Raw genomic sequence first — 24,708 nt, forward strand, 5'->3', positions numbered from 1 at the left:
CAACAAGAAAGTGGAGACAGACCGTTCATGAAGACCCAGATCCGTTTCGCCTCGCTGGCTTTGTCGATGATGCTCGCCAGTGGTGTGGCTTCGGCCGCCGACATCAAGATTGGTGTCAGCATGTCGCAGTTCGACGACACCTTTCTTACTTACCTGCGTGAAGATATGGACAAGCAGGCCAAGTCCTACCCCAAGGGCGATGGTGTGCAACTGCAGTTCGAAGATGCCCGCGCCGACGTGGTCAAGCAACTGAGCCAGGTCGAGAACTTTATCAGCCAGAAAGTCGATGCCATGGTGGTCAACCCGGTGGACACGGCCTCTACCGCACGCATCACCAAAGCCGCCGTGGCAGCCGGTATCCCGTTGGTCTACGTCAACCGCCGCCCGGATCAGACCGACCTGCCCAAAGGGGTGGTGACGGTGACGTCCAATGACGTCGAGGCCGGCAAGCTGCAAATGCAGTACCTGGCCGAAAAGATGGGCGGCAAAGGCAAAATCGTGATTCTGCTGGGCGACCTGGCCAATAACTCGACGACCAATCGCACCAAAGGCGTCAAGGAAGTACTGGTTAAGTATCCGGACATCAAGATTGAGCAGGAGCAGACCGGGATCTGGCTGCGGGACAAGGGCATGACCCTGGTGAACGATTGGCTGACCCAGGGCCGCGAGTTCAATGCGGTGGTGGCCAACAACGACGAAATGGCGATTGGGGCGGCCATGGCGTTGAAAACCGCCGGCGTCAAACCGGGTAGCGTGTTGATTGGCGGGGTCGATGGCACGCCTGACGGGTTGAATGCGATTACCAAGGGTGAGTTGGCGCTCTCGGTGTTCCAGGATGCCAAGGGTCAGGCGGTCGGTTCAGTGGAGGCTGCGGTGAAAATGGCCAGGGGCGAGGCGGTCGAGCAAGACGTCGTGGTGCCTTTCCAACTGATCACCCCGGACAATGTCGCGTCATTCAAATAGCGTTCAATAACAACAATAAGCCCGCAGGGTGATCACGATCGCCCTGCCGATGGAGCCCCGATATGCTCGCTCAAGCGACTGCTTTGCAGCCCGCAGGTCTAGAACAACCCTACCTGCTGGAAATCGCCCATATCAGCAAAGGCTTTCCCGGCGTCGTGGCCCTGGACGATGTGCAACTGCGGGTGCGCCCCGGCTCGGTCCTGGCGCTGATGGGAGAGAACGGCGCCGGCAAGTCGACGCTGATGAAAATCATCGCCGGCATCTACCAGCCTGACGCCGGCGAAATCCGCCTGCGGGGCAAGCCGGTGGTGTTTGATTCGCCCCTGGCCGCCTTGCAGTCGGGTATCGCGATGATCCATCAGGAACTCAACCTGATGCCCCATATGAGCATCGCCGAGAACATCTGGATTGGCCGCGAGCAGCTCAATGGCCTGCGCCTGGTCAATCACCGGGCCATGCACCGCTGCACTGCCGAGTTACTGGCGCGGCTGCGGATCAACCTTGATCCCGAGGAGCAGGTCGGCAACCTGAGCATTGCCGAGCGGCAGATGGTGGAGATTGCCAAGGCGGTGTCCTACGACTCCGACATCCTGATCATGGATGAGCCGACGTCGGCGATTACCGACAAGGAAGTGGCCCATCTGTTTTCGATCATTGCCGACCTCAAGGCGCAGGGCAAAGGCATCATCTACATCACCCATAAAATGAATGAAGTGTTCGCCATCGCCGATGAAGTAGCGGTGTTTCGCGATGGTGCCTATATCGGCCTGCAACGGGCTGACAGCATGGACAGCGACAGCTTGATCTCGATGATGGTCGGGCGCGAATTGAGCCAATTGTTCCCGGTGCGCGACAAACCTATCGGCGAGTTGCTGCTGTCGGTGCGTGACCTGCGCCTGGATGGGGTGTTCCAGGGCGTGTCCTTCGACCTGCATGCCGGTGAAATCCTCGGCATTGCCGGGCTGATGGGGTCGGGCCGCACCAATGTGGCGGAAACGATCTTCGGCATTACCCCAAGCGACGGCGGCGAAATCCGCCTCGACGGCCAGGTGCTGCGCATCAGCGATCCGCATATGGCCATCAAGCAGGGCTTTGCGCTATTGACTGAGGATCGCAAGCTCACCGGTCTGTTCCCGTGCCTGTCGGTCCTGGAAAACATGGAAATGGCGGTGCTGCCCCTTTACTCGGGCAATGGTTTTATCCAGCAAAAAGCCCTGCGGACCTTGTGCGAAGACATGTGCAATAAGCTGCGGGTAAAAACCCCCTCCCTTGAGCAGTGCATCGACACCCTGTCTGGCGGCAATCAGCAAAAGGCCCTGTTGGCACGCTGGCTGATGACCAAGCCACGGCTGTTGATCCTCGATGAACCGACCCGTGGCATCGACGTCGGCGCCAAGGCAGAGATCTATCGCTTGATCGCCTTCCTGGCCAGCGAGGGCATGGCGGTGATCATGATTTCTTCGGAACTGCCGGAAGTGCTGGGCATGAGCGACCGGGTGATGGTGATGCACGAAGGCGATTTGATGGGCACCCTGGACCGGGCTGAGGCCACCCAGGAAAAAGTCATGCAGTTGGCTTCCGGTATGACGGCAGTCCACTAACGAATAAAAAGGTGACGGGTAATGAACGCAATACTGGAAAGCAAACCCGAGGAAAAGAAGCCCGCCACGGCACCGGTCAAGAGTCGGCGGCGGTTTCCTACCGAACTGAGCATTTTCCTGGTGCTGATTGGTATTGGCCTGGTGTTTGAAGTGTTTGGCTGGATCGTGCGTGACCAGAGCTTTTTGATGAATTCCCAGCGTCTGGTGCTGATGATCCTGCAGGTGTCGATCATCGGCTTGCTGGCGATTGGCGTGACCCAGGTGATCATTACCACGGGGATCGACCTGTCCTCGGGCTCGGTGCTGGCGCTGTCGGCGATGATTGCCGCGAGCCTGGCGCAAACTTCGGACTTTTCCCGCGCGGTGTTTCCATCGTTGACGGACTTGCCAGTGTGGATCCCGGTGGTGGCCGGGCTGGGCGTGGGGCTGCTGGCGGGGGCGATCAACGGCAGCATCATCGCCATTACCGGTATCCCGCCGTTTATCGCGACCCTCGGCATGATGGTGTCGGCCCGTGGCCTGGCGCGCTATTACACCGAAGGCCAACCGGTGAGCATGCTGTCGGATTCCTATACGGCCATCGGCCATGGCGCGATGCCGGTGATCATTTTCCTGGTAGTGGCAGTGATCTTCCACATTGCCCTGCGCTACACCAAGTACGGCAAGTACACCTACGCCATCGGCGGCAATATGCAGGCGGCGCGTACCTCGGGGATCAACGTCAAGCGGCACTTGATCATCGTCTACAGCATTGCCGGGTTACTGGCGGGGCTTGCGGGTGTGGTGGCCTCGGCACGTGCCGCGACCGGGCAGGCCGGGATGGGCATGTCTTATGAACTGGACGCGATTGCCGCTGCGGTGATCGGCGGTACCAGCCTGGCGGGCGGGGTAGGGCGCATCACCGGTACGGTGATTGGCGCGCTGATCCTCGGGGTGATGGCCAGCGGGTTTACCTTCGTGGGGGTGGATGCCTACATCCAGGACATCATCAAGGGCCTGATCATCGTGGTGGCGGTGGTGATCGACCAGTATCGCAACAAGCGCAAGCTCAAGCGCTGAGCCCTAAACCCGGCCATCGTGGTTTATCTGAAGAAACGCGGCGGGCTTATTGGGGCTGCTTCGCAGCCCAGCGCGGGGCTAGCCCGCTCGCCACGGGAGAGGTTGCGTAGGTACCTCGGCCGCTCCCACATTTGTCCACCGGTAGCCGTTCGCTGACCGTTTGTCTTCTATATAGCTCCACGACACTGAATTTCTTGCTATAAACGCACTCCGATAACCGCCTGCCGAGCCCGTCCTGGTGCCTTTTGGGGGAATGTCGGACAAATTGCCTGTCATTTCAGTTGCTGCGCCCTCAAGTCAGCCGTAGACTGCCGCCCCTCGTAAATTGAGTGCCGGGTGGCGCTTGGAATGGACGGCGTCTTTCCCCGATCTGCACAGGTTGGCCGGAACGCTCCCTTATTCGCCTTAATGCACGTATTTTTTATAGAGAAATCAATGACAAAGGAAAAGTTGCTGGCCATGCCGGCGGATGACTACATGAATGCCGAGCAGCACGCTTTTTTCGAGCAGTTGTTGCAAGACATGAAAGTCGAGCACCACGAGCGCATTGAGCAGAACCGTATCGCCATTGAAAGCCTGGACACCCCGGCTGACCCGGCTGATGCCGCTTCGGTAGAAGAAGAGCGCACCTGGTTGGTCAATGCCATCGACCGCGACCAGCGCATGCTGCCGCAACTTGAGCAGGCCCTGGGCCGCATCAAGGAAGATTCCTTTGGCTGGTGTGACGACAGCGGCGAGCCTATCGGCCTCAAGCGCCTGCTGATCAGCCCGACCACCAAATACTGCATCGAAGCGCAAGAGCGCCACGAGCAAATCGACAAGCATCAGCGCCAAGCCTGATCTGTCCGCCCCTGTAGGAGCGAGCTTGCTCGCGAAAGTCGTCAACGATTACACGTGTATTCTGGATAAACGTGTTGTCCCTGAGTTCTTCGCGAGAAAGCTCGCTCCTACATCATGTGAGCGTCAGCAACCTCATCCCCCAGTCTATTGATCTGCTGCAAGCCCTAACACCAAAGGCCCATAGATAATGGCTAATTAGTGGCGTTTAATGCAGAGACAATAATGACAAGCAGTGGGGTAACAAACATGGCCGGGGATGGATCTCTGATGGGCGCCGCCGTGGCGCCGCACGCGGTGAGCCGCCAACTGCCTGGCTGGGTGACGCCGCTCCTGCAAAGCATCGCCCTGGTGCTGATACTGTTGGGCCTGGCGTTTGTCGACCTGTCGATCTACCTCTGCGTACCCGTCGCCCTGCTGCTGGTCTGGCTGCCGCGCCTGAAAAAAACGGCCCGCAGCCCTGCGCCTGAGGTTGGCGAGGATGCCATGGGCGCGTTGACTCGCGATCTGTCCTACACCACCAGCCATAATGCGTTGTCAGCCGCTGGCGTGGCCTATTCGGTCAAGCAACTGGCGGCCCGGGTGCAATCGCAATTGGGCGCCGCCCAGCAAATTGTCAGCAGTGCCGAAGTGATGATTGGCACCGAGCAACTGACATCCCAACTCAGTCGTGAAGCCCTCGGCGCGGCGGGCCAGGCCCATCAGCGCAGCACCGAGGGGCGCGCGGTGCTGGGGGAGTCCATCAGCCGCATGCATCAACTCAGCCAGCGCGCTAGCGACAGCCGGCAATTGATCGAGGCCCTGAGCCAGCGCAGCGAAGAGATCCAGCGCGTGACCCTGGTGATTCAGTCCATCGCCAGCCAGACCAACCTGTTGGCCTTGAATGCCGCCATTGAAGCCGCCCGTGCCGGTGAGCATGGGCGCGGGTTTGCGGTGGTGGCCGATGAAGTGCGTGGGCTGGCGGGTCGTACGGCGACCGCCACCGATGAAGTGGGGGTGATGGTGGCCGATATCCAGCAGCGCACCGCCCAGGTGGTGGAGCAAATCCGCCAACTGTCCGTGGATCTGCAGGCTGGCGTCGAGCAGGTAGAGCACGCCGGCGAGCAACTGGAGAGCATTGCCACGTTGGCGGCGGGTGTGGAAGGCCAGGTCAACGCCATTGCCCAGGGCACGGAGACCAATCGAGTGCAGCTTGATAGCCTGTTCCATGCGGTGGAGCAGATGCGCAGTGATTTGACCGTCAGCGACCAGCAGACCCAGCAGTTGGCCGAGGCCGCCGTGCAAATGGAAGGGCAGGCCGAAACGATCAGCGAACGCCTGGCCGAAGTCGGCCTGGACGACTATCACCAACGAATCTACGACCTGGCCCGCGAAGGCGCGAGCCGCATCGCTGCGCAGTTCGAGGCGGATGTCCAACAGAACCGCATCAGCCTCGACGACCTGTTCAATCGCAGCTACACACCGATTGCCAACAGCCAGCCGACCAAATACCACAGTCGTTTCGACGGCTACACCGACCAGGTGTTGCCGGCTATCCAGGAAGCCTTGCTGCCCCGTCACGAAGGCTTGGTGTTCGCGATTGCCTGCACACCACAGGGCTATGTGCCGACGCACAACAAGGCGTTTTCCCAGGCGCTGACCGGCGATGTCGCGGTAGACGCCGTGAACAATCGCACCAAGCGCAAATTTGAAGACCGCACCGGGATTCGCTGCGGCAGTCACCAGCAGGCTGTGTTGTTGCAAACCTATACCCGCGATACCGGGGAGCTGATGCACGACTTATCCGTGCCGATCATGGTCGATGGCCGGCATTGGGGTGGCTTGCGCCTGGGCTATAAGCCCGAAGGGCGGTAGGCCCAGGCAACGATTGTTGCGTGTTATGCAAGGAAGCTTTTACGCCGATAGCTTTTTCCGGTGAAAGGAAGCGCTTAAGATGCTGCACATTGTTAGCAAGCTAACTAATCCTGCGGAGAACTTCCATGCAAAGCAAAGTCGATGTGGCGGTGATGATTGGCAGTGGTGTGCCACAGACCCTGCGTGCGCTGGGCCTGAGGGCCTGCTGGGTGGTGTTGCTCAATGGTGAACAGCGCGGCACGGCCTTCGCCAGTCGCGATGAAGCCCAGGAATGCCGTGCCGCCTGGCAGGCATTGCTGGACCTGGAGCAATCAGACCGCCTGCATTGAGTGGCAGTTAAACGCTTTGGTGCAGGCGCTGGTTCAGCTCATCTACGGCAATTGCCCAGTCGGCATCTTCGCGCAGTTCTTCCTTGAGGAACTGCGCCTGTTGCGAGGTCCAGAAGGGCGCTTCGATCAGCTTTACATCTTCTGCCAGGGGATGCTGCTCGATAAAACGATCGATTGCCGCAGGCGAGGCCTCCAGCCCCAATTGTTCGAACAGGTCGTGCAGGGTATGGGTAGGCGCGTCCATTTCATTCTCCAAAAAAGTGAGTCTCTCCGGGTATGGGAGGCGCGCCAGCGCGCATAGTTCGATTTGCTCAAGCCGCCCCTTGACGGGCAGACGTGCTCAGAAGCGCTTCTAGCTCCTTGGCCAAGGCGCAGGCCTTGTTATGATCGCTGCGAAAGCCTTTGACCCGGCCGCTGGGCACTTCCAGGATGTGGAAAAAATTCCTCCCTGCCGGGACCACCCGGTACAGGGCGAAACCCGCGTACACGCCAGTGGCATACACGCTGTAGAATAACGCGCTATCCTTGTGGGATAAGGCACCGGAGGTCTGTGTCGGTTGGCGTTGAACTCGTTGCATGGCCAGCTCCTGTCAATCTGTTGACCTGCTTGCAGCATTTCGGGTGGTTTTAAGCCGTGTTGCTGTTCTAATATTGTTGTCGGCAGCCCGCGTTCGGTTCCATCCAGCGTTTTTCCTTTGTTTTGGCTGTCGGAAAAACACCCTTTCAAATGGGGTATTCTCTGAAGTAGGGCGTCCAGTATTCTCTGGCCGATAAACCTGTGATTTCCTGCACTGCCTGACGACCTTGTACAAGGACTGTCAGGCCCGGCTGTACGAGTCTGCCGGGAATCAACTTCAGTATGGTTTTTAATGTGTCGTGCCGTATCGGCCTTTTTTGTGCTGTCTGCCTAGGGCGGGCAGCGCTTTTTTAGATGTGGGGGCGTTTCCTTGGCAGTCAGTAATCTGGATATGCACGCATTGTTCGTGCTGGGTGATTTGCGCGCGAAGTTGGTTAAACAGTTTCAGTCGCGGTTTGTTTACATCACGGAACAAACCCCGGAAGGCATTTACATTGCCGAAATCGATACTGAAACAGCGTTGGTGGTAGATGACAAACCCCGTTTGGAACTCAAGGTCGGCGATCATTTTCGCGCGGCAGTACTGCCCAGTCGTGAAGGTGGCAAGTTCGAACTTAAGTTTCGCGACATCAAGTTGACGGTCTATGGCCTGGGGGACTATGCGTTTGTTTCCACGGCGCAGGGCGAGGGCATTGTGTTCAAGGAAGGTCACAGCGTGATGCTGGTGTTCGCCGCCAATGAACAACTGCAGGAAGGCCTGAGCAAAACCCTCAAGGCCGCAACCGGCAAGGCCGCCAAGTGGCGCAAGGGTGAGCTGGTGACCTTCAAGGCCAGCGAATAATGAGTGACGGCCGGGCCCTGTTTCACCAGCAACACCTGGCGCAGGCCCAAGCCAAGGCCGCCGAACTGCTTGCCCGCAAAGATGATCTGCAGGGTGCCTGGTTGAACTGGGTGGCCAGTCAACTCTATGCACTGCGGCCCGCCGAGTACGCCAGCATGGTGCGCCGGGAACTGCAGCGTTTGCATCAGCAGCCCTGAATACCTGCAACGGTTTGAACCTCTACTACAGTTCTGTGGACTTAACTGTTCAAGGGCTTTGGCGGTGTGACAGCAAAGCCATCCGCCATGGTTGTGCAAACGCGAGGTTCAAAGGCATGAAAGTAATTCGAGCGCTGTTGGCAGCGACCCTTACCACCCTGGGCCTGTCGATGGCGGCCGCACCGGTAACGGCTGCCCAGGCGCCCATTCACTTTGCCGACCTGAATTGGGAAAGTGGCAGCCTGATCACTGAAGTTCTGCGGTTTATTGTCGAGAAGGGCTATGACTTGCCCACCGATACCTTGCCCGGCACCACCATCACCCTGGAAACCGCCCTGGCTAAAAATGATATTCAGGTGATCGGCGAGGAATGGGCGGGACGCAGCCCGGTATGGGTCAAGGCTGAAGCTGAAGGCAAGGTGGTCGGCCTGGGCGATACCGTCAAGGGTGCGACCGAAGGCTGGTGGGTGCCTGAATATGTGATCAAGGGCGACCCGGCCAAGGGCATCGCTGCGCTGGCGCCTGAGCTGCGCAGCGTGAAGGACCTGGCGCGCTACAAGGACGTGTTCAAGGACCCGGAAGCCCCGGGCAAGGGGCGCTTTCTCAACAGCCCTATCGGTTGGACCTCGGAAGTGGTCAATAAGCAAAAACTCAAGGCTTACGGCCTGGACGACAGCTACGTCAACTTTCGTAGCGGTTCAGGCGCGGCGCTGGATGCCGAGATCGCCTCGTCGATCCGCCGTGGCAAGCCGATCCTGTTCTACTACTGGTCGCCGACGCCACTGATGGGGCGCTACAAGTTGATCCAGCTGGAGGAACCGCCGTTCGACGCCGAGGCCTGGAAGACCCTGACCGACGCCGACAACCCCGACCCCAAGCCAACGCGTTCGTTGGCGTCCAAGCTGAGCATTGGCGTGTCTACGCCGTTCCAGCAGCAGTATCCGCAGATTGCGCAATTCTTTGAGAAGGTCGATTTCCCGATTGAACCGCTCAACCAGGCCCTGGCGAAAATGAGCGAAAAACACACCCCGCCCCGTGAAGTGGCGCAGGCGTTTCTCAAGGAACATCCGCAGGTATGGAAGGCCTGGCTGACAGATGACGTGGCCGCCAAGGTCGAAGCCAGCCTCAAATAACTCTCATATGAAGACCAAACTGTGGGAGGGCTTGTGTGGGAGCGGGCTTGCTCGCGAACGCGCAGTGTCAGTCACCAGATGTATAGACTGACCCACCGCATTCGCGAGCAAGCCCGCTCCCACAGGTTTAACCGCATTCCAGCTCTAGAACTTGGTCTGCACCGCCAACTCGAAGGTGCGCGGCGACCCCAGGTAATACGCCGGCGACACATGGGCGAACTGTGCATACACCTCGTTGGTCAAGTTGCGCACCCGGCCTGTCACCGAGGTGTGTTGATCGACCTTGTAGGTCAGGAACGTGCCGAACAGGGTGTACGCCGGCACGGTCAGGGTATTGGCATTGTCGGCGTATACCTGGGCCACGTACCGCGCATCCACGCCACCTTGCCAGGCGGGGGTGATGTCATAGGTCAGCCACAGGTTGCCCACCCGTTTCGGCACGTTCGTCGGCGTATTGCCCTTGCGCGACACCACCGCGCCGCTGGCGATTTTCTCGTTGAAGTCATCGTATTGCGCATCGACCCAGGCGAAGTTGCCTTCCGCCAACAGCTTGGGAGTAATGCGCAACGAACTGGCCAGCTCGATACCCTTTGACGACTGCGCGCCCACCGCAATACTGCGGGTAGGGTCTTGTGGATCGGTCACGGCAAAGTCCTTGCGTTCGATATGGTAGGCAGCAACGGTGGCTGAGCCGCGCCCGTCCAGGTAATCGAACTTGCTGCCCACTTCCCATTGCTTGCCGGTGGAGACATCAAACACCTGGGTGGTGCTGGTGGGCTGTTCGGCTGCGGTGCTGTATTGCACATAGACATTGGCCGTAGGAATGAACTGGTAGGTCAGGCCCACGCGCCCGGTGACCGGCTCCCAACGGCGTTTGACGTTAGGCTGGTTGTCGCGATGGCTGGTCACGTCCAGGTCGATGGCGTCATAACGTAGGCCGGTCAGCAGCGACAGCTTGTCGGTCAGGCCCAGGCGGTTTTCGACAAACAGCGCCTTGGTCGTCACGTCGGTGGTCTTGTCCTTGATAAAACCCGGTTTGGTGCCAGGGAGGTTGTAGAAATGCCCTGGATCGTAGTGGTTCGGGTCCACTGTGTTTTTGCCGGGCACGTTCAGCGGGCTGGCGGTGGTGCTGTTGACCTTGTATTCGAAACCGCCGGACCAGGTGGTGGCCAGGCCGAACACGCTACTGTCATGGCGCAGCTCGAACTGGTTGCCGTTCTGCTCGCCCTGATGCCGCACCTGATAGGCCGTCGAACGGTTCACCACGCTGTTATCGGCGCTGTATTGGTAGGTCTCCAGGTTGCGGTAGTCGCGCTGGCTGTCCAGGTGATAGAGGGTGTTGCGCAGGGTGGTGCTGTCGTTGATCCGGTAGTCGATGATCGAGCGGGCCCAGATCGTGCGTTGCTCGTAGCGGCCATCGGCGACGTTGTAGTTGTTGAAGCGGTTGTGCTTGTCGATCTTCAGCTCGCCAGCCTTGGGATTGAGCACCGGGGTGCCCCAGTACGGGCTGTCCTCGTGTTCATCCTGATACTCCAGGGCCAAGGTGTGGGACAGGTTGGGCGTCAAGTCACTGAGCAGGGAGAAGGCCACGCTCCAGGCATCGCGTTGCTGGCGGTCGATATGGGTGTGGTTGGTGTTACGGCTGACATCCAGGCGCGCGTAGTGTTGGACCTCGGCGCCGGGCGCGGTCAGGGCGTGGTTCAGGCCCAGGGCGATGCCGGTGGTGTCGTAGCTGCCGTAGTTGAGCTGGCCTTCGACGGCCTGTTCCTCGCGGGTGGCCAGTTTGGTCACGTAGTTGAGCGAGCCGCCCACGGAGCCGGCGCCGTTGATCAGCGAGGAGGGGCCGCCCACCAGTTCGACCCGGTCATAAATCCATGCATCCACGGGGCGTGCCAGGCCACCGGCGACGTTGATGCCGTTGAACATCTGGGTGATCTGGCTGCTGGTAAATCCCCGATAGGAGATAAACCCACCAAACCCCGGCGGCGCACTGGCGTTGACCCCGGGCAGGGTGTTGGCCGCATCCTGGAAGGTCTTGGCGCCACGGCGTTCGATATCGTTGCGGTCGGCGATGCTGATCGAGGCCGGGGTTTCCCGCACGCTCAGGCCCAGGCGCGAGGCCATGCCGCTGGGTTGGTCCAGGGCCAGGCCAGGCTCGTTGGTGGCGGCGCCGTCAATGGTGGTGGGGGCCAGTTCAAGGGCCCAGGCGCAAAAAGGCAGGCAGCCGAACAGGCCCGCCAATAGTGGTAAATGTTTCATCGATAAATCCTGAAAAGCATGGCTTGCAAGCAGCGCACAGCCGCGCGCGCTTCCCTGGGGAAACAGCACGGTGTGCAGATCAAAAAGCGCAGGTATCAGGCGTAGGCGGGCGGGGCGCGCGGATTAGCCGCAGGCCAGGTAAAACGGGCGGGAATGTCAGCGGTGAGCACCACCGCTGGTGGTGGAGCGTGGGGTTGAGGCAGCACCGCAACGTTGAGGCTGGAGTTGAGTGCCGGGCCCATGCCGCCGGTGGAACACAGCGGGCAACCGAAGGCCTTGGACAGTGTGGGCAGCGACTCATCGCCCGTGTTTACGGGGGCTGGCGCCTGGGTGCGAGGGTCTACGGTACAGAACTGGCCGCCAATGCCGTTGAGCTGCATGCCGACCATTTGCCCATGACCAATACTGCAGGCGAACACGTTGAACAGGACGCAGCCATAGAGCATCCAGGCAATCAACGAGCGGTCGGCACGGGCGAGTTTCATGGGCCGGCACTTTAACATCAGACGACTAAATGCCTGCAAAAAATCTGAAAAGGACTATCCTCTTTCGCACTTTTCCAGGGGTGTCCAACCATGAGCTTTGTCATTGCGAGGTGGGTCGTCGGGGTCTTTACGTTTATCAGCATGGTCCATGTGTACTGGGCCGCAGGCGGCAAGTTCGGCAGCACGGCGGCGATCCCGCAACTGCCCGGCGAGTTCGCCAGTGGCCCACGGCCGGCGTTCAAGCCGTCGGCGTTGGGCACCTTCCTGGTAGCGGTGGGGCTGGTGCTGATTGCATTGCTGGTGTGCCTGCGGGCGGGGCTGTTTTTCCAGCCGGTGGGGCATCAGGCTTTGCAGTGGGGGATCAGCGCGATTGCCCTGATCATGTTTGCACGGGCAATTGGTGATTCGGAGCTGGTGGGTTTTTTCAAGAAAGTCGGTGGGTCGCGGTTTGCCCGGCTGGATACGTTTTTCTATTCGCCGCTGTGCCTAGTGCTGGGCACGGGGTTGTTGGTCGTTGCCTGGACTTGAGTGACTATATGCAGAACCAAATGTGGGAGCGGGCTTGCTCGCGAAAGCGGTGTGTCAGTCAAGTATTTACCAACTGATCCACCGCTTTCGCGAGCAAGCCCGCTCCCACATGGTTTACCGCCTATATTCAGAGGGATCAGCTACCGCTTTCAGTCCTGCGGCTGCTGACCTCGGCCGGTACATCTTCCCCCGCCATGCGCTTGCGAAACAGCGACGTGCGCGCCAGCAACAGGGTGGTCACCGGCACGGTGATCGCCAGCAGGATCGGAATCAGCCAGCCATGCAGCACCGGCCCGGACTTGAGGGTCGAGAAGTAGATAATCGACGCCAGGGCCACGCACCAGGCGCCGAGGGTCGAAGCCAGCGCCGGTGGGTGCATGCGCTGGAAAAAATCCTTCATCCGCAACAGCCCGATCGCACCGATCAGCGCAAACAGGCTGCTGAGCAGCAGCAGGATTGCCACGACGATTTCCACCCACAGCGGCAGTTCGCTGACATTGATCATTCGATCACCTCACCACGCAGCAGGAATTTGGCCAAGGCAAACGAGCCGACAAAGCCGAACAGCGCAATCAGCAGCGCCGCTTCGAAGTAGGTATCACTGGCATAGCGAATGCCCAGCACCAGCATCATCAGCATGGCCAGGATATACAGGTAGTCCAGGGCCAGGACCCGGTCCTGGGCCGAAGGGCCCTTGAACAGGCGTACCAGGGTCAGGACCATGGCCAGGGAAAACAGGAACAGGCTGAACAGGATCGCATTGGCGAGCAGGGCACTCATTCGAAGATCTCCATCAGGGGCCGTTCATAGGCCTGCTTGAAGTGCTCGATAAACTGCGCGTCGTCATCCAGGTCGAACACGTGCAGCAGCAGGATGCTGCGGTCCAGAGCCAGTTCCGACCACACGGTGCCGGGGGTCACGCTGGTGATCATCGACAGCACCGCCAGGCCGTTGGCGTCGCGCAGGTCCAGGGGGATCTTGACGAAGCGCGAGCGCGGAGGGCGTGAGCCGCAGGTCAATACGCCCCAGGCCACGTGCAGGTTGGAGACGATGACATCGCGGCCGACCAGGAAGAACAGGCGAATGATCACCCCAGGTCGGCGGATACGCACCGGCAGCGGGCGCAGCGGGGCCATCATCAATGGCGCGAGGAAGCCGAGGATCGCCCCCAGCAGCAGGTTGCCGGGGCTGATCGACAGGTTCAGCACCAGCCACAGTACCCACAGTGCCAGTGACAGCCACGGGGCAGGGAACAGGCGTTTCATGGCTGCACCTCCATGGCGGCGGCCTGGGCCTGCGGGCTAGGCACCGGGCGGGTGGCCATGACGGCCATCACGTAATGCTCGGGGTTATTCAGGCTGGCGGCGGTGTCCTGGGTAAAGCGCATGAGCATTTCTGCCTTGAACGTCAGGCCAATCGCCAGGCCGAGCAAGACGAAGATCGGTATGCACTCAAAGCGGCGCAGCAGGGGCGACGGCCGTTCTTCCGGGGTCCAGAAGCGCTGGATGCCCAGGCGCGCAAAGGCGATCAACGAGGCCAGGCCCGAGAAGATCAACAGCGCCACCAGGCCCCAGGCTGCCGGGCGGATCGGCTCATTCACGGCGTGGCCCAGGCCCAGCGGGTTAATCAGGGCACTGAGCAGGCTGAGCTTGCCGATAAACCCCGACAGCGGCGGCATGCCGATAATCAGCAGGGCGCAGGCTATAAAACTCAGGCCGAGGAACGCCATGGTCCAGGGGATGACTTGGCCGACTACGGCCTTTTGCTCATCATCGAGGTTGGTCCCCTTGGGTGGGTGCAGGGATTCCACCGGCCGTGGCAACACTTCGATTTCATCGTCCAGGGGGAGCTCATTGGCCGAGCGCGAGCGTTCGATCAGTTCGGCGAGCAAGAACAGTGCGCTCAAGGCCAGGGTCGAACTGACCAGGTAAAACAGCGCGCCGGCGGTCAGGCTAGGCTGGGCAAAGCCCACGGCCGACAGCAGGATCCCGGCTGACACGAGGATGCTCAGGCTGGCCATGCGCTCCAGGCGCTGGGCGGCGAGCATGGCCAGGGCGGCGCAGAGGATGGTGGCCATGCCGCCGTATATCAGCCAGTCACCGCCAAACAGCGCCGAGGCGCCGGCCTGCCCGGAAAACAGCAGGGTCCACAGGCGCAACACGGTGTACACACCGACCTTGGTCATGATCGCAAACATCGCCGCCACCGGCGCGCTGGCCGAGGAGTAGGCCGGCGCCAGCCAGAAGTTCAGCGGCCACATGCCGGCCTTGGCCAGGAAGGCGGTGGCGAGGATCGCCGCGCCGGCATGCAGCAGGCCGCGATCGGCTTCTGGCACCAGCGGGATCTTCAGTGCCAGGTCAGCGAAATTCAGGGTGCCGGTGACCCCGTAGATCAGTGCCGCGCCAATCAGGAACAGTGACGAAGCCAGCAGGTTGATCGAGATGTAATGCAGCCCCGACGACACCCGCGCCCGGCCCGAGCCGTGGAGCATCAGGCCGTAGGACGCGGCCAGCAGCACCTCGAAGAACACGAACAGGTTGAACAGATCAGCGGTGAGGAAGGCGCCGTAGAGGCCCATCAACTGGATCTGGAACAGCGCATGGAAACTGGTGCCGGCGCGGTCCCATCGCGCCATGGCGAACAGCAGGGCGCTGACGCCAATGATCCCGGTGAGCACCAGCATCAGGGCCGACAGTTGATCCACCACCAGCACGATGCCGAACGGCACTTGCCAGTTGCCTGGCAGGTACACGCCGATGGAGGCAGGGCCGCCTTTTTGCGTCCAGTACAGCATCAACATCGCGATGCCCAGGCCGGTCATGCTCGACAGCAGGTTGATCTTGGCCTTGAGCGGGCGGTGTTTCTCGCCCAGCATCATCATCAGCGCGGCGGTCAGCAGTGGCAGCAGGATCGGCGCGATGATCAGTTGGTTCATCCAGCTCATTCCTTGGGCTCCCGGCCATCCACATGGTCAGTGCCGGTCAGGCCCCGGGACGCCAGCAGCACCACCAGAAACAGCGCGGTCATGGCGAAGCTGATCACGATCGCCGTCAGCACCAGGGCCTGGGGCAGGGGATCGGTGTAATGGAGCAGGTCCTGGGGCACGCCGTCCTTGATGATCGGCTCCTTGCCGATAAACAGGCTGCCCATGCTGAAGATGAACAGGTTCACCCCATACGACAACAGGCACAGGCCCATCACCACCTGGAACGTCCGTGGCCGCAGCACCAGCCAGACGCCGGAGGCCGCCAGGACCCCAATGGCAATTGCGATGACTTCTTCCATCAGGCGGCAGCTCCTTGTGCGGGTGTGGCGGCGGCTTTCGCCTGGTTGCCGGGTTTATGGGCCCGCACCGATTGGTGACCGAGGGCGGTGAGCATCAGCAGGGTCGAGCCGACCACCATGGCGTACACGCCGACGTCGAAGAACAGCGCGCTGGCGATGTGGATATCGCCCAGCACCGGCAGGCTCAGGTGCAGGGCACTGGTGGTGAGGAACGGATAACCGAAGAACAGCGCGCCGAGCCCGGTCAATGTTGCCGACAACAGGCCGAAGCCCATCCAGCGCATCGGCCGCAGGTTCATCTGCGCCTCGACCCACTGGGTACCGGCGACCATGTATTGCAGGATAAACGCCACCGACATCACCAGGCCGGCGACAAACCCGCCACCCGGCTGGTTGTGGCCGCGCATAAACAGGTAGAACGACACCACCACGGCAATCGGCAGCAGCAGGCGCACCAGCACCGCTGGCACCATCATGAAGCCCAGGGCGGTGTCGCTGGCCTGGCGTGGGTTGACCAGGTCGGTGTCCACATCCGGAGCCAACAGCCGCTGTTGCGCGGGCAGTTGCTCGCTTTCCTTGGGCGGGCGGAAGCGGCGTAGCAGCGCATACACCGTCAAGGCCACGGCGCCCAGCACGGTGATCTCGCCCAGGGTATCGAAGCCCCGGAAGTCGACGAGCATCACATTCACCACATTGCTGCCGCCGCCTTCAGGCAGGGCACGGCTGAGGTAGAACGAGGAAATATCGTTGGGCGTCTGGCGGGTCAGCATCGCGTAGGACAACAGCGCCATGCCGCCACCGACCACCGTGGACAGCAGCAAGTCGCGCAGCCGGCGAATACGCGCCTTGCGCAACGAACTCGGGAGTGGCGAAACCTCTTCGATCCGTCGTGGCAGCCAACGCAGGCCCAACAGGATCAACACCGTCGTCACCACCTCGACCACCAGTTGCGTCAACGCCAGGTCTGGCGCGGAGAACCAGACAAAGGTCACGCAGGTCATCAGGCCGCAGACACTGACCATGGTCAGGGCCGCCAGCCGGTGATACTTGGCTTGCCAGGCGGCGCCCAGGGCACAGGCAATCGCCAACAGCCACAGGGTGACGAAAACGATGGAACCCGGGATTTTCGGCCGGTCGCCCCAGCTCAGGCTGCTGCCCAGCATGGGGATCATCCCGGCGATCACCGCCACCAGCACCAGCAGGAACAACTGGGTCTGCAGGCGCTTGGTGCTGATGCGTTTCTCGATCTTGCGTACGCCGCGCATCATCACCACCAGGCAGCGTTCGAACATGCGCTTGCCATTGAAGTAGCTGATGATCGGCGGGTACTTGAAGCGCCCGCGCTTGAGTTGCTTGCGCAGCAGCAGGTACAGGATCACGCCACCGGTCATGGCCACCAGGCTCATGATCATCGGTGCGTTCCAGCCGTGCCAGATCGCCAGGCTGTACTGGGGCAGTACGCCGCCTACCACCGGCAGGGCGGCGGCGGCGAGGATCGAGCCGACTACCTGGGCTGGGAAGATCCCCACCAGCAGGCAGGTAAACACCAGCAGCTCCACCGGCGCACGCATCCAGCGCGGCGGCTCGTGTGGCGTGTGCGGCAGGTCGGTGGCGGGCGGGCCGAAGAACACATCCACGGTAAAGCGCAGGGCATAGGCCACGCTGAAGGTGCCGGCGATGGTCGCGATCACCGGCAGGGCGATTTCTACCCATTTCGTCGAGGAGACGAACACGGTTTCGGCGAAGAACATTTCTTTGGACAGGAAGCCATTGAGCAATGGCACCCCGGCCATGGAGGCGCTGGCGACCATGGCCAGGGTCGCGGTAAACGGGATCAGGCGCACCAGGCCGCTGAGCTTGCGGATATCCCGGGTGCCGCTTTCGTGGTCGATGATGCCCGCGGCCATGAACAGCGAGGCCTTGAACGTGGCGTGGTTGAGGATATGGAACACTGCCGCGACGGCGGCCAGCGGGCTGTTGAGGCCCAGCAGCAGGGTGATCAGGCCCAGGTGGCTGATGGTGGAGTAGGCCAGCAGGCCCTTGAGGTCGTTCTGGAACATCGCGCAATACGCGCCGAGCAACAGGGTCAGGGCGCCGGCGCCACCGACTATCCAGAACCACTCTTCGCTGCCCGACAACGAGGGCCACAGGCGGGCCAGCAGGAACACGCCGGCCTTCACCATCGTGGCCGAGTGCAGGTAGGCCGACACAGGAGTCGGTGCGGCCATGGCGTGGGGGAGCCAGAAGTGGAAGGGGAACTGCGCGCTTTTGCTCAGGGCGCCGATCAGGATCAGCGTCAACAGAATGGGGTAGAGGGAGTGGGCACGGATCTGGTCACCGGCGGCGAGCACCTGGTCCAGGTCGTAACTGCCGACGACATGGCCGAGCAGCATAACCCCCGCCAGCAGGCACAAACCTCCCGCACCGGTCACCATCAGCGCCATATAGGCACCACGGCGCGCATCGGAACGGTGGTGCCAATAGCCGATCAGCAGGAACGAGAACAGGCTGGTCAGTTCCCAGAAAAATACGATCTGGATCAGGTTGCCGGAGATCACCAAACCGAGCATTGCGCCCATGAACGCCAGGAAAAACGCAAAGAAACGCGGCACCGGGTCATCCGGCGACATGTAATAGCGCGCATACAAAGACACCAGGCTGCCGATACCCAATACCAGCATCGAGAACAGCCAGGCAAAGCCATCCATGCGCAACACGAAGTCCAGGCCCAGGCTGGGCAGCCAGGAGAATTCTTCGCGGATCACGCCACCGTCGGCGATCTGGGGGTAGAGCAGGGCGACTTGTACAGTACCGACCAGGGCCACAAGGCCGGCCAGCAGGGATTCAGTGTTACGTGCGTTGTGCGGCAGCAAGGCCGCTAGACAGCTGCCTATGAAAGGCAGAAGCAGTAGAACTATCAGGGACATAGGCTTCTAGTCTGCGGTGGTTTGGGATGCATCATACGTGCCGGAAACCGGATTACCAAACGGCAACCTGTGGCAGGATCCTACAAGATGCACCGAAAACGCCCATCTGTCCCTGTAGGAGCGAGCTTGCTCGCGAAAAACCTCAGAGCGCTGCGGCGCATCAGGTTACCCGCGTCATCGTTAACGCTCTTCGCGAGCAAGCTCGCTCCTGCCATTGGATTTCTGTTGCCGGGTTTTCATCTCGCTGACAATCACCGCCGCCACAATCAGCACTGCCCCGAGCATGGCAATCGGAGGGAAACGCTCCCCGGCGATCCGCCCGATCACCCCGGCCCACACCGGTTCACCGGCATAGATCAGGGTGGCACGGGTTGGCGAGACGCTTTTCTGCGCCCAGTTCATCGCCAGTTGAATCACCGCACTGGTCAGGCCCAGGCCTACCGCGCTGAATAGCAGCACCCAGGAAAAAACCGGCAGTGCCTCTCCCGTAGGCACTACCAGCAGGAACGAAAGAAGCGACGCAGTGGCCAATTGCACCACGGTCACCCGGCGCACATCCACCTGGCCGGCGTAGGCGCTGATCAGGATGATTTCGGCGGCAATCGCAATGGCGCCGATCAAGGTGGCGATTTCGCCGGGGCTGAAATTCAGTGATGCGCCGGCCGGGCCGGTCAGTAGCATCAAGCCGGCGAAGGCCAGCATGATGCCAATGCTTGGCATCAACCCCGGGCGTCGTCCCAGCACCAGCCATTGCAGCAGCGGTACAAACGGCACATAGAGCGCGGTGATAAATGCCGACTGGCTGCTGAGGATGGTCTGCAGGCCAATGGTTTGCAGGCCATAGCCAAACATGATCGCCGTGCCGATAAACACGCCGGCCTTGAGCTCAAACCGCGTCAGGCCACCCAGGTTGCGCAGGGAAAACAGGCCGACCACCAGCGCCGCCGCGGCAAAGCGCAGGCCGACAAAAAACATCGGCCCGCTGACGGTCATGGCGTGTTGTACGAGGATAAAGGTGCCGCCCCAGATCATGGTGATCAGCACCAGCACGCATTCGGCTTTGCTGAAGCGGGAAAACAGCGGGGAGGCGGTCGAGGTGGTCATGGCGGCTCTGGTCTTGCACAGGAAGGGCGCGGAACGCACAATGCGCCGCAGCTGGGCAGTATACTGCGCAAACCTATCGAGTGAGCAATATAGTGCACAAAGAAAATCCGCAACGAGCCTCGGTCCTGCAGCACGTCAGCCAGAACGTTCGTCGCCTGCGCCATGCCGCCGAACTGAGCCAGACGGCCCTGGCGGAAAAATCCGGAGTCAGCCGGCGCATGCTGGTGGCCATCGAGGCAGGCGAAAAGAACGTCAGCCTGTCCACCCTCGACCGTGTGGCCGAAGCCCTCGACGTGGCGTTCAGCGACCTGATCCAGGCCCCTGAGGTCCGCGACCATAGCCGCATCAACGAACTGGCCTGGGCCGGTGAAATCGATGGCAGCAAGGCTGTGTTACTGGCCAAGGCCACCGCCCGGCGCGAGGTCGAGCTGTGGGAGTGGCGCCTCGAACCGGGCGACCGCTATTGCCCGGACCCCGACCTGGAAGGCTGGAGCGAACAGTTGTTTGTGTTCGAGGGCAGCTTGACCCTGGTGGTGGACGACGTCGAAACCACCATCGCCGCCAGTGAGTTCTTCATGTTCCCCAGTCATCGGCCCCATGCCTATCGCAATGACGGGGCGGTGGCGGTGCGGTTTATCCGCAATGTGGTGATCTAGATCCACACGTCATTGAGCATGGTCCGCTCGCCGCCCTGATCGCCGGTATTCAACACTCCACAGGGCTCGACCAGCAGTAGTTTCACCTCGCCCTCGGCATACGGCTTGTGTTCCACGCCCTTGGGCACCACGAACATCTCGCCGACGCCGATCTGTACCGCGCCATCGCGAAAATCAATACGCAGCACGCCATCGAGGACGATAAACGTCTCATCGGTATCCACGTGGCTGTGCCAGACAAAATCCCCCTCGATCTTCACCACCTTGAATTGGTAGTCGTTCATCTGCGCGACGACCTTGGGTGTCCATTGCTCGCTGAACAGGCTGTATTTGTGCGCAAAGTTGATGGCGGTGTAGGCGGGCATGGCAGTCATCTCAGTTGATCCGGGAAAGAGCTGACCTTAAGTGCAACGCGATAACCGGTATTGAATGATCGTGCGATTGCCAGTCCAATAGAAACGTTATATTGTATCTTTCAATAACGATTCTCATGTATCGCCATGCCTGAGGTCGGTTAGTTTACTTTCGGCTCAAGGGATTGCAGATGAACCAGTTGCACGGGATAGCTCCGCGGTTTTCAACCTTGTTGGCGGCGGGCCTGGTGTCTTCGCTCACCGGCTTGCCCGCAGTGGCGCAGGAGCGCGAAGAGTCGGTCACCGAACTTGAAGCCACCCGCGTCAGCGCGCCGCTGAACAAGGCGCTTGAGGTCAATGCCGGTGGTTTCGGGGCCAAGGACACCATGGAAATCCCCCTGGCCATCCAGAGCTATTCCAGCAAGACCATCGCCGACAGCTCCGCGCGCACTGCCGTGGATGTGTTGAGCCTCGACCCTTCAGTGCTCAGTTCGTCTGGCGGCAGCGGCTTTGACAATTTCCGCCTGCGCGGCTTTGCCATGGATAACTTCAACACCATCCGCCGCGACGGCCTGACCCTGGCCCCGCACCACGATGTGCCCCTGGAAAACGTCGAGCGCATCGACGTGCTCAAGGGCCCATCGGGTTTCCTCTACGGCTTCAACTCGCCGGGCGGCACTATCAACTACATCCTCAAGCGCCCGACCCTGGAACCGTTGCTCAATGTCAGCGTGCAAGGCTCGTCCTTGCTCGGCCGCTACGTGGCGATTGATACCAGCGACTCGTTCAACGACGGCGCCTTTGGCTACCGCCTGAATGCCGGCTACGAAAAAAACGGTGACTTCGATCACGCCCGCGACATGGAGCGCAAATTCATCGGCCTGGCCACCGATTTTCGCTTGAGCGACCGTGCCCTGTTGCAACTGAACGCCGACTGGTCCCGCAAATCCACGGTCTCCGATCCGTTGCTGCGGGCCGACCAGAGTGGTCGCGCCAACCCGCTGGACCCTTCCAGCTACGTGCTGCCGCCCAAGGTCAATCGCCGGGACCTGCTGACCGGGTCCTGGTTTCGCCACCAGACCGAAGGCGCCAACCTCGACGCCAAGTTCGAGTACGAACTGGATGACAACTGGACTTCCGTAACCCAAGGCAACTACTCGCGGGTCGAGCGCCATGGCGGCTACAACGACCTGTTCGGGATCAAGCCCAACGGCGATATTGGCTCGGCCGACTATTATGTGTCCCGTGGCGAAGTGTTCAGCACCTGGTCGCTGCAGTCGTACCTGGCCGGCAAGTTCGCCACCGGCAACATCTATCACGACGTGTTCTTCGGCACCGGCTACAAGCAGTTCAAGGACGTCAGCCCGTTCTGGGATTCGGTGGACAGCGGCACGCCAGGCATCGGCATCGGTGACGTCTCGGTGGGCAATATCCGCCACCCGGTCAACCCGCCCAAATGGCATTTCGGCCCGGAGCAGCCCACCGACTTTGTGTCTTCCATCAAGGAAACCTCGGTCTTTGCCAGCGACCTGATTTCCCTCACCGAACAGTTCCAGGTGATGCTCGGCGGGCGTTACATCTGGTACCGCGCCGATCAACTCTCGGCCATCGCGCCTTCGCAAAGCCATAACGTGTTCGTGCCCAGCGCCGCGCTGATCTACCGGCCCTGGGACAGTCTGATGACCTACGTCAGCTACTCCAAGGGCTTTGAAAAGGGCGACTACGCCCCCCATAACGCGACCAACGCCAGCCAACCCACCGACGCCATCGAGTCCAAGCAGTACGAGGTGGGCCTGAAGCTGGACCTCAATGATCGCCTGAACCTGGGCCTGGCGGTGTTCGATATCCGGCGCCAGGCCAGTTACCTGAACACCAGCAACACTTATGTGAGCAACGGCGAATTCCACCACCGTGGCGCCGAGCTGACCCTGTCCAATCGCGTCACCGACACCCTGACCCTCACCGCCAACGCCACCTACCTGGCCACCCGCATGGAAGATGTGGATGACGTCACCGTGGACGGCAAGCGCACCGAAAGCGTGCCCAAATGGAAAGGCGCGGTCGGCGCCCTGTACAGAGTGGAAGCCGTGCCCGGCCTATCGTTGGACAGCACCGTCAGCTATGTCGGCAGCCGCCCGGTGGATGCGCAGAACAGCGGCTACATCCCCAGCTATACCTTGCTCGACGCCGGTATCAGCTACCGCTCGAAACTGGCGGATACCCCAGTGACCTACCGCCTGCACGGCAAGAACCTGACCAACAAGTACTACTACGCCAGTGCCTACTATCAAGGTGGGCTGGATGTGGGGCGCGAGCGCGAAGTGTTCCTCTCGGCCAAGTTCGAGTTCTAGAACCATGACCTATTCCAGCTCCTTGCCCGGCCTGCGCCACCTGTGGGTCGAGCGCCTGCTTGAGCAGCATCCGGACACGTTGACCGAGTTGGTTGACGGTCTCGGCTCGCCCCTGCATCTGCTGTGCCCGCAGGTATTCCACGCCAATGTCGAAGCCTTCCAGCACAGCTTTACCCAGGCCCAGGTGCGCGGCAGCCTGTTGTTCGCAAAGAAGGCCAATAAGGCCAACTGCTTTATCCAGGCCTGCGCGCAGTGCGCGATTGGGGTGGATGTGGCCAGCGTCGGTGAGCTGCAAAAGGCCTTGGCGGGCGGGGTTGCCGGCAGTGATATTGGCGTGTCCGGCCCGCGCAAGAGCGATCAATTGCTGGGGCTGAGCTTGAGCCATCAGTGCCTGTTGGCGGTGGACTCCCTGGAGGAACTGCTGCGTATCCAACAGTTGGCGCAATCCCTGCGACAAAGGGCGCACCTGTTGTTGCGTTATTGCCCCAGCAACCAGCCCCACAGCCGTTTCGGCCTGAATGCCCGGGAGTGCGACCAGGCCCTGGTGTTCTGCCGCCAACATGCGACAAATCTGGACCTGCAAGGCTTTTCTTTTCACCTGGGCGGCTATGACACCGAGCAGCGGGCGCAAGTCGCCAGCCACTTGATCGATCTGTGCCTGGCCAGTGAGTTGGACAATTGCCGCACGGTCAACCTGGGCGGTGGTTTTGCCGTGCGCTATGTCGACCCGGCACAGTGGCAGGCCTTTATGGCCGAGGACTGCGTCGAGCGTTATCACAGCGCCAAGGGCTTCGCTGGTTTCTATCCCTATGGTGCGCCGCGCGCCGGCGCCGAGGCCCTCGACGATATCCTCGCCACGCCCGTCAGCCCCGGCTTGAGCCTGGCGCAAAAGGTCATCGAATACGGCGTGCAGTTGCTCATCGAACCTGGCCGCGCCTTGCTCGACCAAGCCGGCATCAGTGTGTTCCGCGTGCAGGGCGTCAAGGACCGCAGCGCCAGCGACGGCTATGCCTTGGTCACCGTGCAGGGCAGCAGCTTCAACCTCTCCGAACAGTGGTTCAACAGCGAATTTCTGCCTGACCCGTTGCTGCTGCCGGCCACACCCCGGCCGCGGTCGCCCTTTGTGGCGTGCATCGGCGGCGCCACCTGCCTTGAGTCAGACATGTTGACCTGGCGCAAAGTCGCCTTCGACTACCCGGTCCAGGCGGGTGACTTGCTTATCTACCTCAATACCGCCGGCTATCAGATGGACTCCAACGAGTCGTCATTTCACGAAGCCCCATTGCCCCACAAAGTGGTGCTGGAGCTGCGTAACCGACACCTGCGCTGGAAGCTGGACAGCCTGGCTTGAGCGTGCAAACCCTTCAAC

Annotated in this window: 25 protein-coding genes and 1 pseudogene; 13 read left to right on the forward strand and 13 right to left on the reverse strand. The window is 61.0% G+C overall.

What is annotated here, in order from left to right:
* Positions 1 to 27 precede the first annotated feature (27 nt).
* The 6 genes from HBO09_RS06750 (at position 28) to HBO09_RS06775 (ending at position 6,643) form a co-directional block, all read left to right on the forward strand.
* Positions 28 to 963: a sugar ABC transporter substrate-binding protein gene (locus HBO09_RS06750; RefSeq protein ID WP_169996488.1), complete on the forward strand. Its 936-nt coding sequence runs from the start codon at positions 28 to 30 to the stop codon at positions 961 to 963.
* A 62-nt stretch (positions 964 to 1,025) separates the two neighbouring features.
* Positions 1,026 to 2,564, forward strand: a complete 1,539-nt coding sequence (locus HBO09_RS06755) for a sugar ABC transporter ATP-binding protein (RefSeq protein WP_169996486.1) — start codon at positions 1,026 to 1,028, stop codon at positions 2,562 to 2,564.
* Between the two features lie 21 nt (positions 2,565 to 2,585).
* Positions 2,586 to 3,623 carry an ABC transporter permease gene (locus HBO09_RS06760; protein ID WP_029293056.1) on the forward strand — a complete coding sequence of 346 codons (1,038 nt, stop codon included), beginning with the start codon at positions 2,586 to 2,588 and terminating at the stop codon, positions 3,621 to 3,623.
* Between the two features lie 435 nt (positions 3,624 to 4,058).
* The gene (locus tag HBO09_RS06765; RefSeq protein ID WP_010173153.1) at positions 4,059 to 4,463 is read left to right on the forward strand and encodes a TraR/DksA C4-type zinc finger protein; all 405 of its coding nucleotides are present in this window, start codon (positions 4,059 to 4,061) and stop codon (positions 4,461 to 4,463) included.
* Positions 4,464 to 4,730: 267 nt separating this feature from the next.
* Entirely contained in the window at positions 4,731 to 6,314 is a 1,584-nt protein-coding gene (locus tag HBO09_RS06770; protein WP_169996484.1) for a methyl-accepting chemotaxis protein, read from the forward strand.
* A 125-nt stretch (positions 6,315 to 6,439) separates the two neighbouring features.
* Entirely contained in the window at positions 6,440 to 6,643 is a 204-nt protein-coding gene (locus HBO09_RS06775; protein WP_029293050.1) for a hypothetical protein, read from the forward strand.
* Between the two features lie 7 nt (positions 6,644 to 6,650).
* On the opposite strand, the gene HBO09_RS06780 is transcribed toward HBO09_RS06775, so the two are convergent.
* Positions 6,651 to 6,887, reverse strand: a complete 237-nt coding sequence (locus HBO09_RS06780) for a DUF2789 domain-containing protein (RefSeq protein ID WP_169996482.1) — start codon at positions 6,885 to 6,887, stop codon at positions 6,651 to 6,653.
* Positions 6,888 to 6,954: 67 nt separating this feature from the next.
* The gene (locus tag HBO09_RS06785) at positions 6,955 to 7,221 is read right to left on the reverse strand and encodes a hypothetical protein (RefSeq protein WP_169996313.1); all 267 of its coding nucleotides are present in this window, start codon (positions 7,219 to 7,221) and stop codon (positions 6,955 to 6,957) included.
* 390 nt (positions 7,222 to 7,611) lie between these two features.
* Here HBO09_RS06785 and HBO09_RS06790 point away from each other — a divergent pair, with 390 nt between their 5' ends.
* From HBO09_RS06790 to HBO09_RS06800, 3 genes are all read left to right on the forward strand, one after another.
* Complete coding sequence (locus HBO09_RS06790) at positions 7,612 to 8,061, forward strand: hypothetical protein (protein WP_169996559.1); 450 nt, start codon at positions 7,612 to 7,614, stop codon at positions 8,059 to 8,061.
* Entirely contained in the window at positions 8,061 to 8,258 is a 198-nt protein-coding gene (locus HBO09_RS06795; protein WP_169996480.1) for a hypothetical protein, read from the forward strand. The genes HBO09_RS06790 and HBO09_RS06795 overlap by 1 nt, the downstream gene beginning before the upstream one ends.
* Positions 8,259 to 8,374: 116 nt before the next feature.
* Positions 8,375 to 9,391: an ABC transporter substrate-binding protein gene (locus HBO09_RS06800; protein ID WP_169996478.1), complete on the forward strand. Its 1,017-nt coding sequence runs from the start codon at positions 8,375 to 8,377 to the stop codon at positions 9,389 to 9,391.
* A 144-nt stretch (positions 9,392 to 9,535) separates the two neighbouring features.
* Here the strand turns inward: HBO09_RS06800 and HBO09_RS06805 are convergent, their stop codons facing one another.
* Both HBO09_RS06805 and HBO09_RS06810 read right to left on the reverse strand, forming a co-directional pair.
* On the reverse strand, positions 9,536 to 11,650 hold the full coding sequence (locus HBO09_RS06805) for a TonB-dependent receptor (RefSeq protein ID WP_169996476.1): 2,115 nt from the start codon (positions 11,648 to 11,650) through the stop codon (positions 9,536 to 9,538).
* Between the two features lie 95 nt (positions 11,651 to 11,745).
* The gene (locus HBO09_RS06810; protein ID WP_070995238.1) at positions 11,746 to 12,135 is read right to left on the reverse strand and encodes a DUF2946 family protein; all 390 of its coding nucleotides are present in this window, start codon (positions 12,133 to 12,135) and stop codon (positions 11,746 to 11,748) included.
* A gap of 90 nt (positions 12,136 to 12,225) precedes the next feature.
* On the opposite strand from HBO09_RS06810, the gene HBO09_RS06815 reads away from it, so the two are divergent.
* A complete protein-coding gene (locus HBO09_RS06815; RefSeq protein WP_169996474.1) occupies positions 12,226 to 12,663 on the forward strand; it encodes a DUF3995 domain-containing protein in 438 nt (145 codons plus the stop codon).
* Between the two features lie 136 nt (positions 12,664 to 12,799).
* On the opposite strand, the gene HBO09_RS06820 is transcribed toward HBO09_RS06815, so the two are convergent.
* The 8 genes and pseudogenes from HBO09_RS06820 to HBO09_RS06850 all read right to left on the reverse strand — a co-directional run bounded on the left by HBO09_RS06820 (position 12,800) and on the right by HBO09_RS06850 (position 19,979).
* Complete coding sequence (locus HBO09_RS06820; protein ID WP_169996472.1) at positions 12,800 to 13,168, reverse strand: Na+/H+ antiporter subunit G; 369 nt, start codon at positions 13,166 to 13,168, stop codon at positions 12,800 to 12,802.
* The gene (locus tag HBO09_RS06825) at positions 13,165 to 13,443 is read right to left on the reverse strand and encodes a K+/H+ antiporter subunit F (RefSeq protein WP_017527140.1); all 279 of its coding nucleotides are present in this window, start codon (positions 13,441 to 13,443) and stop codon (positions 13,165 to 13,167) included. Before HBO09_RS06825 ends, HBO09_RS06820 begins: the two co-directional genes overlap by 4 nt.
* Entirely contained in the window at positions 13,440 to 13,928 is a 489-nt protein-coding gene (locus tag HBO09_RS06830) for a Na+/H+ antiporter subunit E (protein ID WP_169996470.1), read from the reverse strand. The genes HBO09_RS06825 and HBO09_RS06830 overlap by 4 nt, the downstream gene beginning before the upstream one ends.
* Positions 13,925 to 15,607: a monovalent cation/H+ antiporter subunit D gene (locus tag HBO09_RS06835; protein WP_169996468.1), complete on the reverse strand. Its 1,683-nt coding sequence runs from the start codon at positions 15,605 to 15,607 to the stop codon at positions 13,925 to 13,927. Before HBO09_RS06835 ends, HBO09_RS06830 begins: the two co-directional genes overlap by 4 nt.
* Positions 15,604 to 15,948 (reverse strand): Na+/H+ antiporter subunit C, encoded by a 345-nt coding sequence (locus HBO09_RS06840; protein WP_003202835.1) that lies wholly within the window; start codon positions 15,946 to 15,948, stop codon positions 15,604 to 15,606. Before HBO09_RS06840 ends, HBO09_RS06835 begins: the two co-directional genes overlap by 4 nt.
* Positions 15,948 to 18,875, reverse strand: a complete 2,928-nt coding sequence (locus HBO09_RS06845) for a monovalent cation/H+ antiporter subunit A (protein WP_169996466.1) — start codon at positions 18,873 to 18,875, stop codon at positions 15,948 to 15,950. The genes HBO09_RS06840 and HBO09_RS06845 overlap by 1 nt, the downstream gene beginning before the upstream one ends.
* Before the next feature lie 113 nt (positions 18,876 to 18,988).
* Positions 18,989 to 19,090 (reverse strand): annotated as a pseudogene (locus HBO09_RS28815) (outer membrane lipoprotein carrier protein LolA); the annotation flags it as partial.
* Positions 19,056 to 19,979 carry a DMT family transporter gene (locus HBO09_RS06850; protein WP_169996464.1) on the reverse strand — a complete coding sequence of 308 codons (924 nt, stop codon included), beginning with the start codon at positions 19,977 to 19,979 and terminating at the stop codon, positions 19,056 to 19,058. The pseudogene HBO09_RS28815 and the gene HBO09_RS06850, both read right to left, overlap by 35 nt.
* 92 nt (positions 19,980 to 20,071) lie before the next feature.
* On the opposite strand from HBO09_RS06850, the gene HBO09_RS06855 reads away from it, so the two are divergent.
* A complete protein-coding gene (locus tag HBO09_RS06855) occupies positions 20,072 to 20,635 on the forward strand; it encodes an XRE family transcriptional regulator (protein WP_169996462.1) in 564 nt (187 codons plus the stop codon).
* Here HBO09_RS06855 and HBO09_RS06860 read toward each other — a convergent pair.
* The gene (locus HBO09_RS06860; protein ID WP_169996556.1) at positions 20,632 to 21,000 is read right to left on the reverse strand and encodes a cupin domain-containing protein; all 369 of its coding nucleotides are present in this window, start codon (positions 20,998 to 21,000) and stop codon (positions 20,632 to 20,634) included. The two genes, HBO09_RS06855 and HBO09_RS06860, sit on opposite strands and share 4 nt — an antisense overlap.
* Positions 21,001 to 21,179: 179 nt before the next feature.
* Between HBO09_RS06860 and HBO09_RS06865 the strand changes: the two genes are divergently transcribed.
* Entirely contained in the window at positions 21,180 to 23,339 is a 2,160-nt protein-coding gene (locus HBO09_RS06865; protein ID WP_169996460.1) for a TonB-dependent siderophore receptor, read from the forward strand.
* A 4-nt stretch (positions 23,340 to 23,343) separates the two neighbouring features.
* Positions 23,344 to 24,690 carry an alanine racemase gene (locus HBO09_RS06870; protein WP_169996458.1) on the forward strand — a complete coding sequence of 449 codons (1,347 nt, stop codon included), beginning with the start codon at positions 23,344 to 23,346 and terminating at the stop codon, positions 24,688 to 24,690.
* Positions 24,691 to 24,708 lie beyond the last annotated feature (18 nt).

It is taken from the genome of Pseudomonas sp. WS 5027 (assembly GCF_012985695.1).
GTDB classification, from domain to species: domain Bacteria; phylum Pseudomonadota; class Gammaproteobacteria; order Pseudomonadales; family Pseudomonadaceae; genus Aquipseudomonas; species Aquipseudomonas hygromyciniae.

Coding starts and splice junctions, on each gene's coding strand:
- HBO09_RS06780 (WP_169996482.1), bottom strand. CDS start 6,887: ATGGACGCGCCTACCCATACCCTGCACGACCTGTTCGAACAATTGGGG.
- HBO09_RS06840 (WP_003202835.1), bottom strand. CDS start 15,948: ATGGAAGAAGTCATCGCAATTGCCATTGGGGTCCTGGCGGCCTCCGGC.
- HBO09_RS06790 (WP_169996559.1), top strand. CDS start 7,612: ATGCACGCATTGTTCGTGCTGGGTGATTTGCGCGCGAAGTTGGTTAAA.
- HBO09_RS06830 (WP_169996470.1), bottom strand. CDS start 13,928: ATGAAACGCCTGTTCCCTGCCCCGTGGCTGTCACTGGCACTGTGGGTA.
- HBO09_RS06785 (WP_169996313.1), bottom strand. CDS start 7,221: ATGCAACGAGTTCAACGCCAACCGACACAGACCTCCGGTGCCTTATCC.
- HBO09_RS06850 (WP_169996464.1), bottom strand. CDS start 19,979: ATGACCACCTCGACCGCCTCCCCGCTGTTTTCCCGCTTCAGCAAAGCC.
- HBO09_RS06870 (WP_169996458.1), top strand. CDS start 23,344: ATGACCTATTCCAGCTCCTTGCCCGGCCTGCGCCACCTGTGGGTCGAG.
- HBO09_RS06755 (WP_169996486.1), top strand. CDS start 1,026: ATGCTCGCTCAAGCGACTGCTTTGCAGCCCGCAGGTCTAGAACAACCC.
- HBO09_RS06750 (WP_169996488.1), top strand. CDS start 28: ATGAAGACCCAGATCCGTTTCGCCTCGCTGGCTTTGTCGATGATGCTC.
- HBO09_RS06810 (WP_070995238.1), bottom strand. CDS start 12,135: ATGAAACTCGCCCGTGCCGACCGCTCGTTGATTGCCTGGATGCTCTAT.
- HBO09_RS06865 (WP_169996460.1), top strand. CDS start 21,180: ATGAACCAGTTGCACGGGATAGCTCCGCGGTTTTCAACCTTGTTGGCG.
- HBO09_RS06825 (WP_017527140.1), bottom strand. CDS start 13,443: ATGAGTGCCCTGCTCGCCAATGCGATCCTGTTCAGCCTGTTCCTGTTT.
- HBO09_RS06860 (WP_169996556.1), bottom strand. CDS start 21,000: ATGCCCGCCTACACCGCCATCAACTTTGCGCACAAATACAGCCTGTTC.
- HBO09_RS06820 (WP_169996472.1), bottom strand. CDS start 13,168: ATGATCAATGTCAGCGAACTGCCGCTGTGGGTGGAAATCGTCGTGGCA.
- HBO09_RS06760 (WP_029293056.1), top strand. CDS start 2,586: ATGAACGCAATACTGGAAAGCAAACCCGAGGAAAAGAAGCCCGCCACG.
- HBO09_RS06835 (WP_169996468.1), bottom strand. CDS start 15,607: ATGAGCTGGATGAACCAACTGATCATCGCGCCGATCCTGCTGCCACTG.
- HBO09_RS06765 (WP_010173153.1), top strand. CDS start 4,059: ATGACAAAGGAAAAGTTGCTGGCCATGCCGGCGGATGACTACATGAAT.
- HBO09_RS06795 (WP_169996480.1), top strand. CDS start 8,061: ATGAGTGACGGCCGGGCCCTGTTTCACCAGCAACACCTGGCGCAGGCC.
- HBO09_RS06805 (WP_169996476.1), bottom strand. CDS start 11,650: ATGAAACATTTACCACTATTGGCGGGCCTGTTCGGCTGCCTGCCTTTT.
- HBO09_RS06800 (WP_169996478.1), top strand. CDS start 8,375: ATGAAAGTAATTCGAGCGCTGTTGGCAGCGACCCTTACCACCCTGGGC.
- HBO09_RS06775 (WP_029293050.1), top strand. CDS start 6,440: ATGCAAAGCAAAGTCGATGTGGCGGTGATGATTGGCAGTGGTGTGCCA.
- HBO09_RS06845 (WP_169996466.1), bottom strand. CDS start 18,875: ATGTCCCTGATAGTTCTACTGCTTCTGCCTTTCATAGGCAGCTGTCTA.
- HBO09_RS06770 (WP_169996484.1), top strand. CDS start 4,731: ATGGGCGCCGCCGTGGCGCCGCACGCGGTGAGCCGCCAACTGCCTGGC.
- HBO09_RS06815 (WP_169996474.1), top strand. CDS start 12,226: ATGAGCTTTGTCATTGCGAGGTGGGTCGTCGGGGTCTTTACGTTTATC.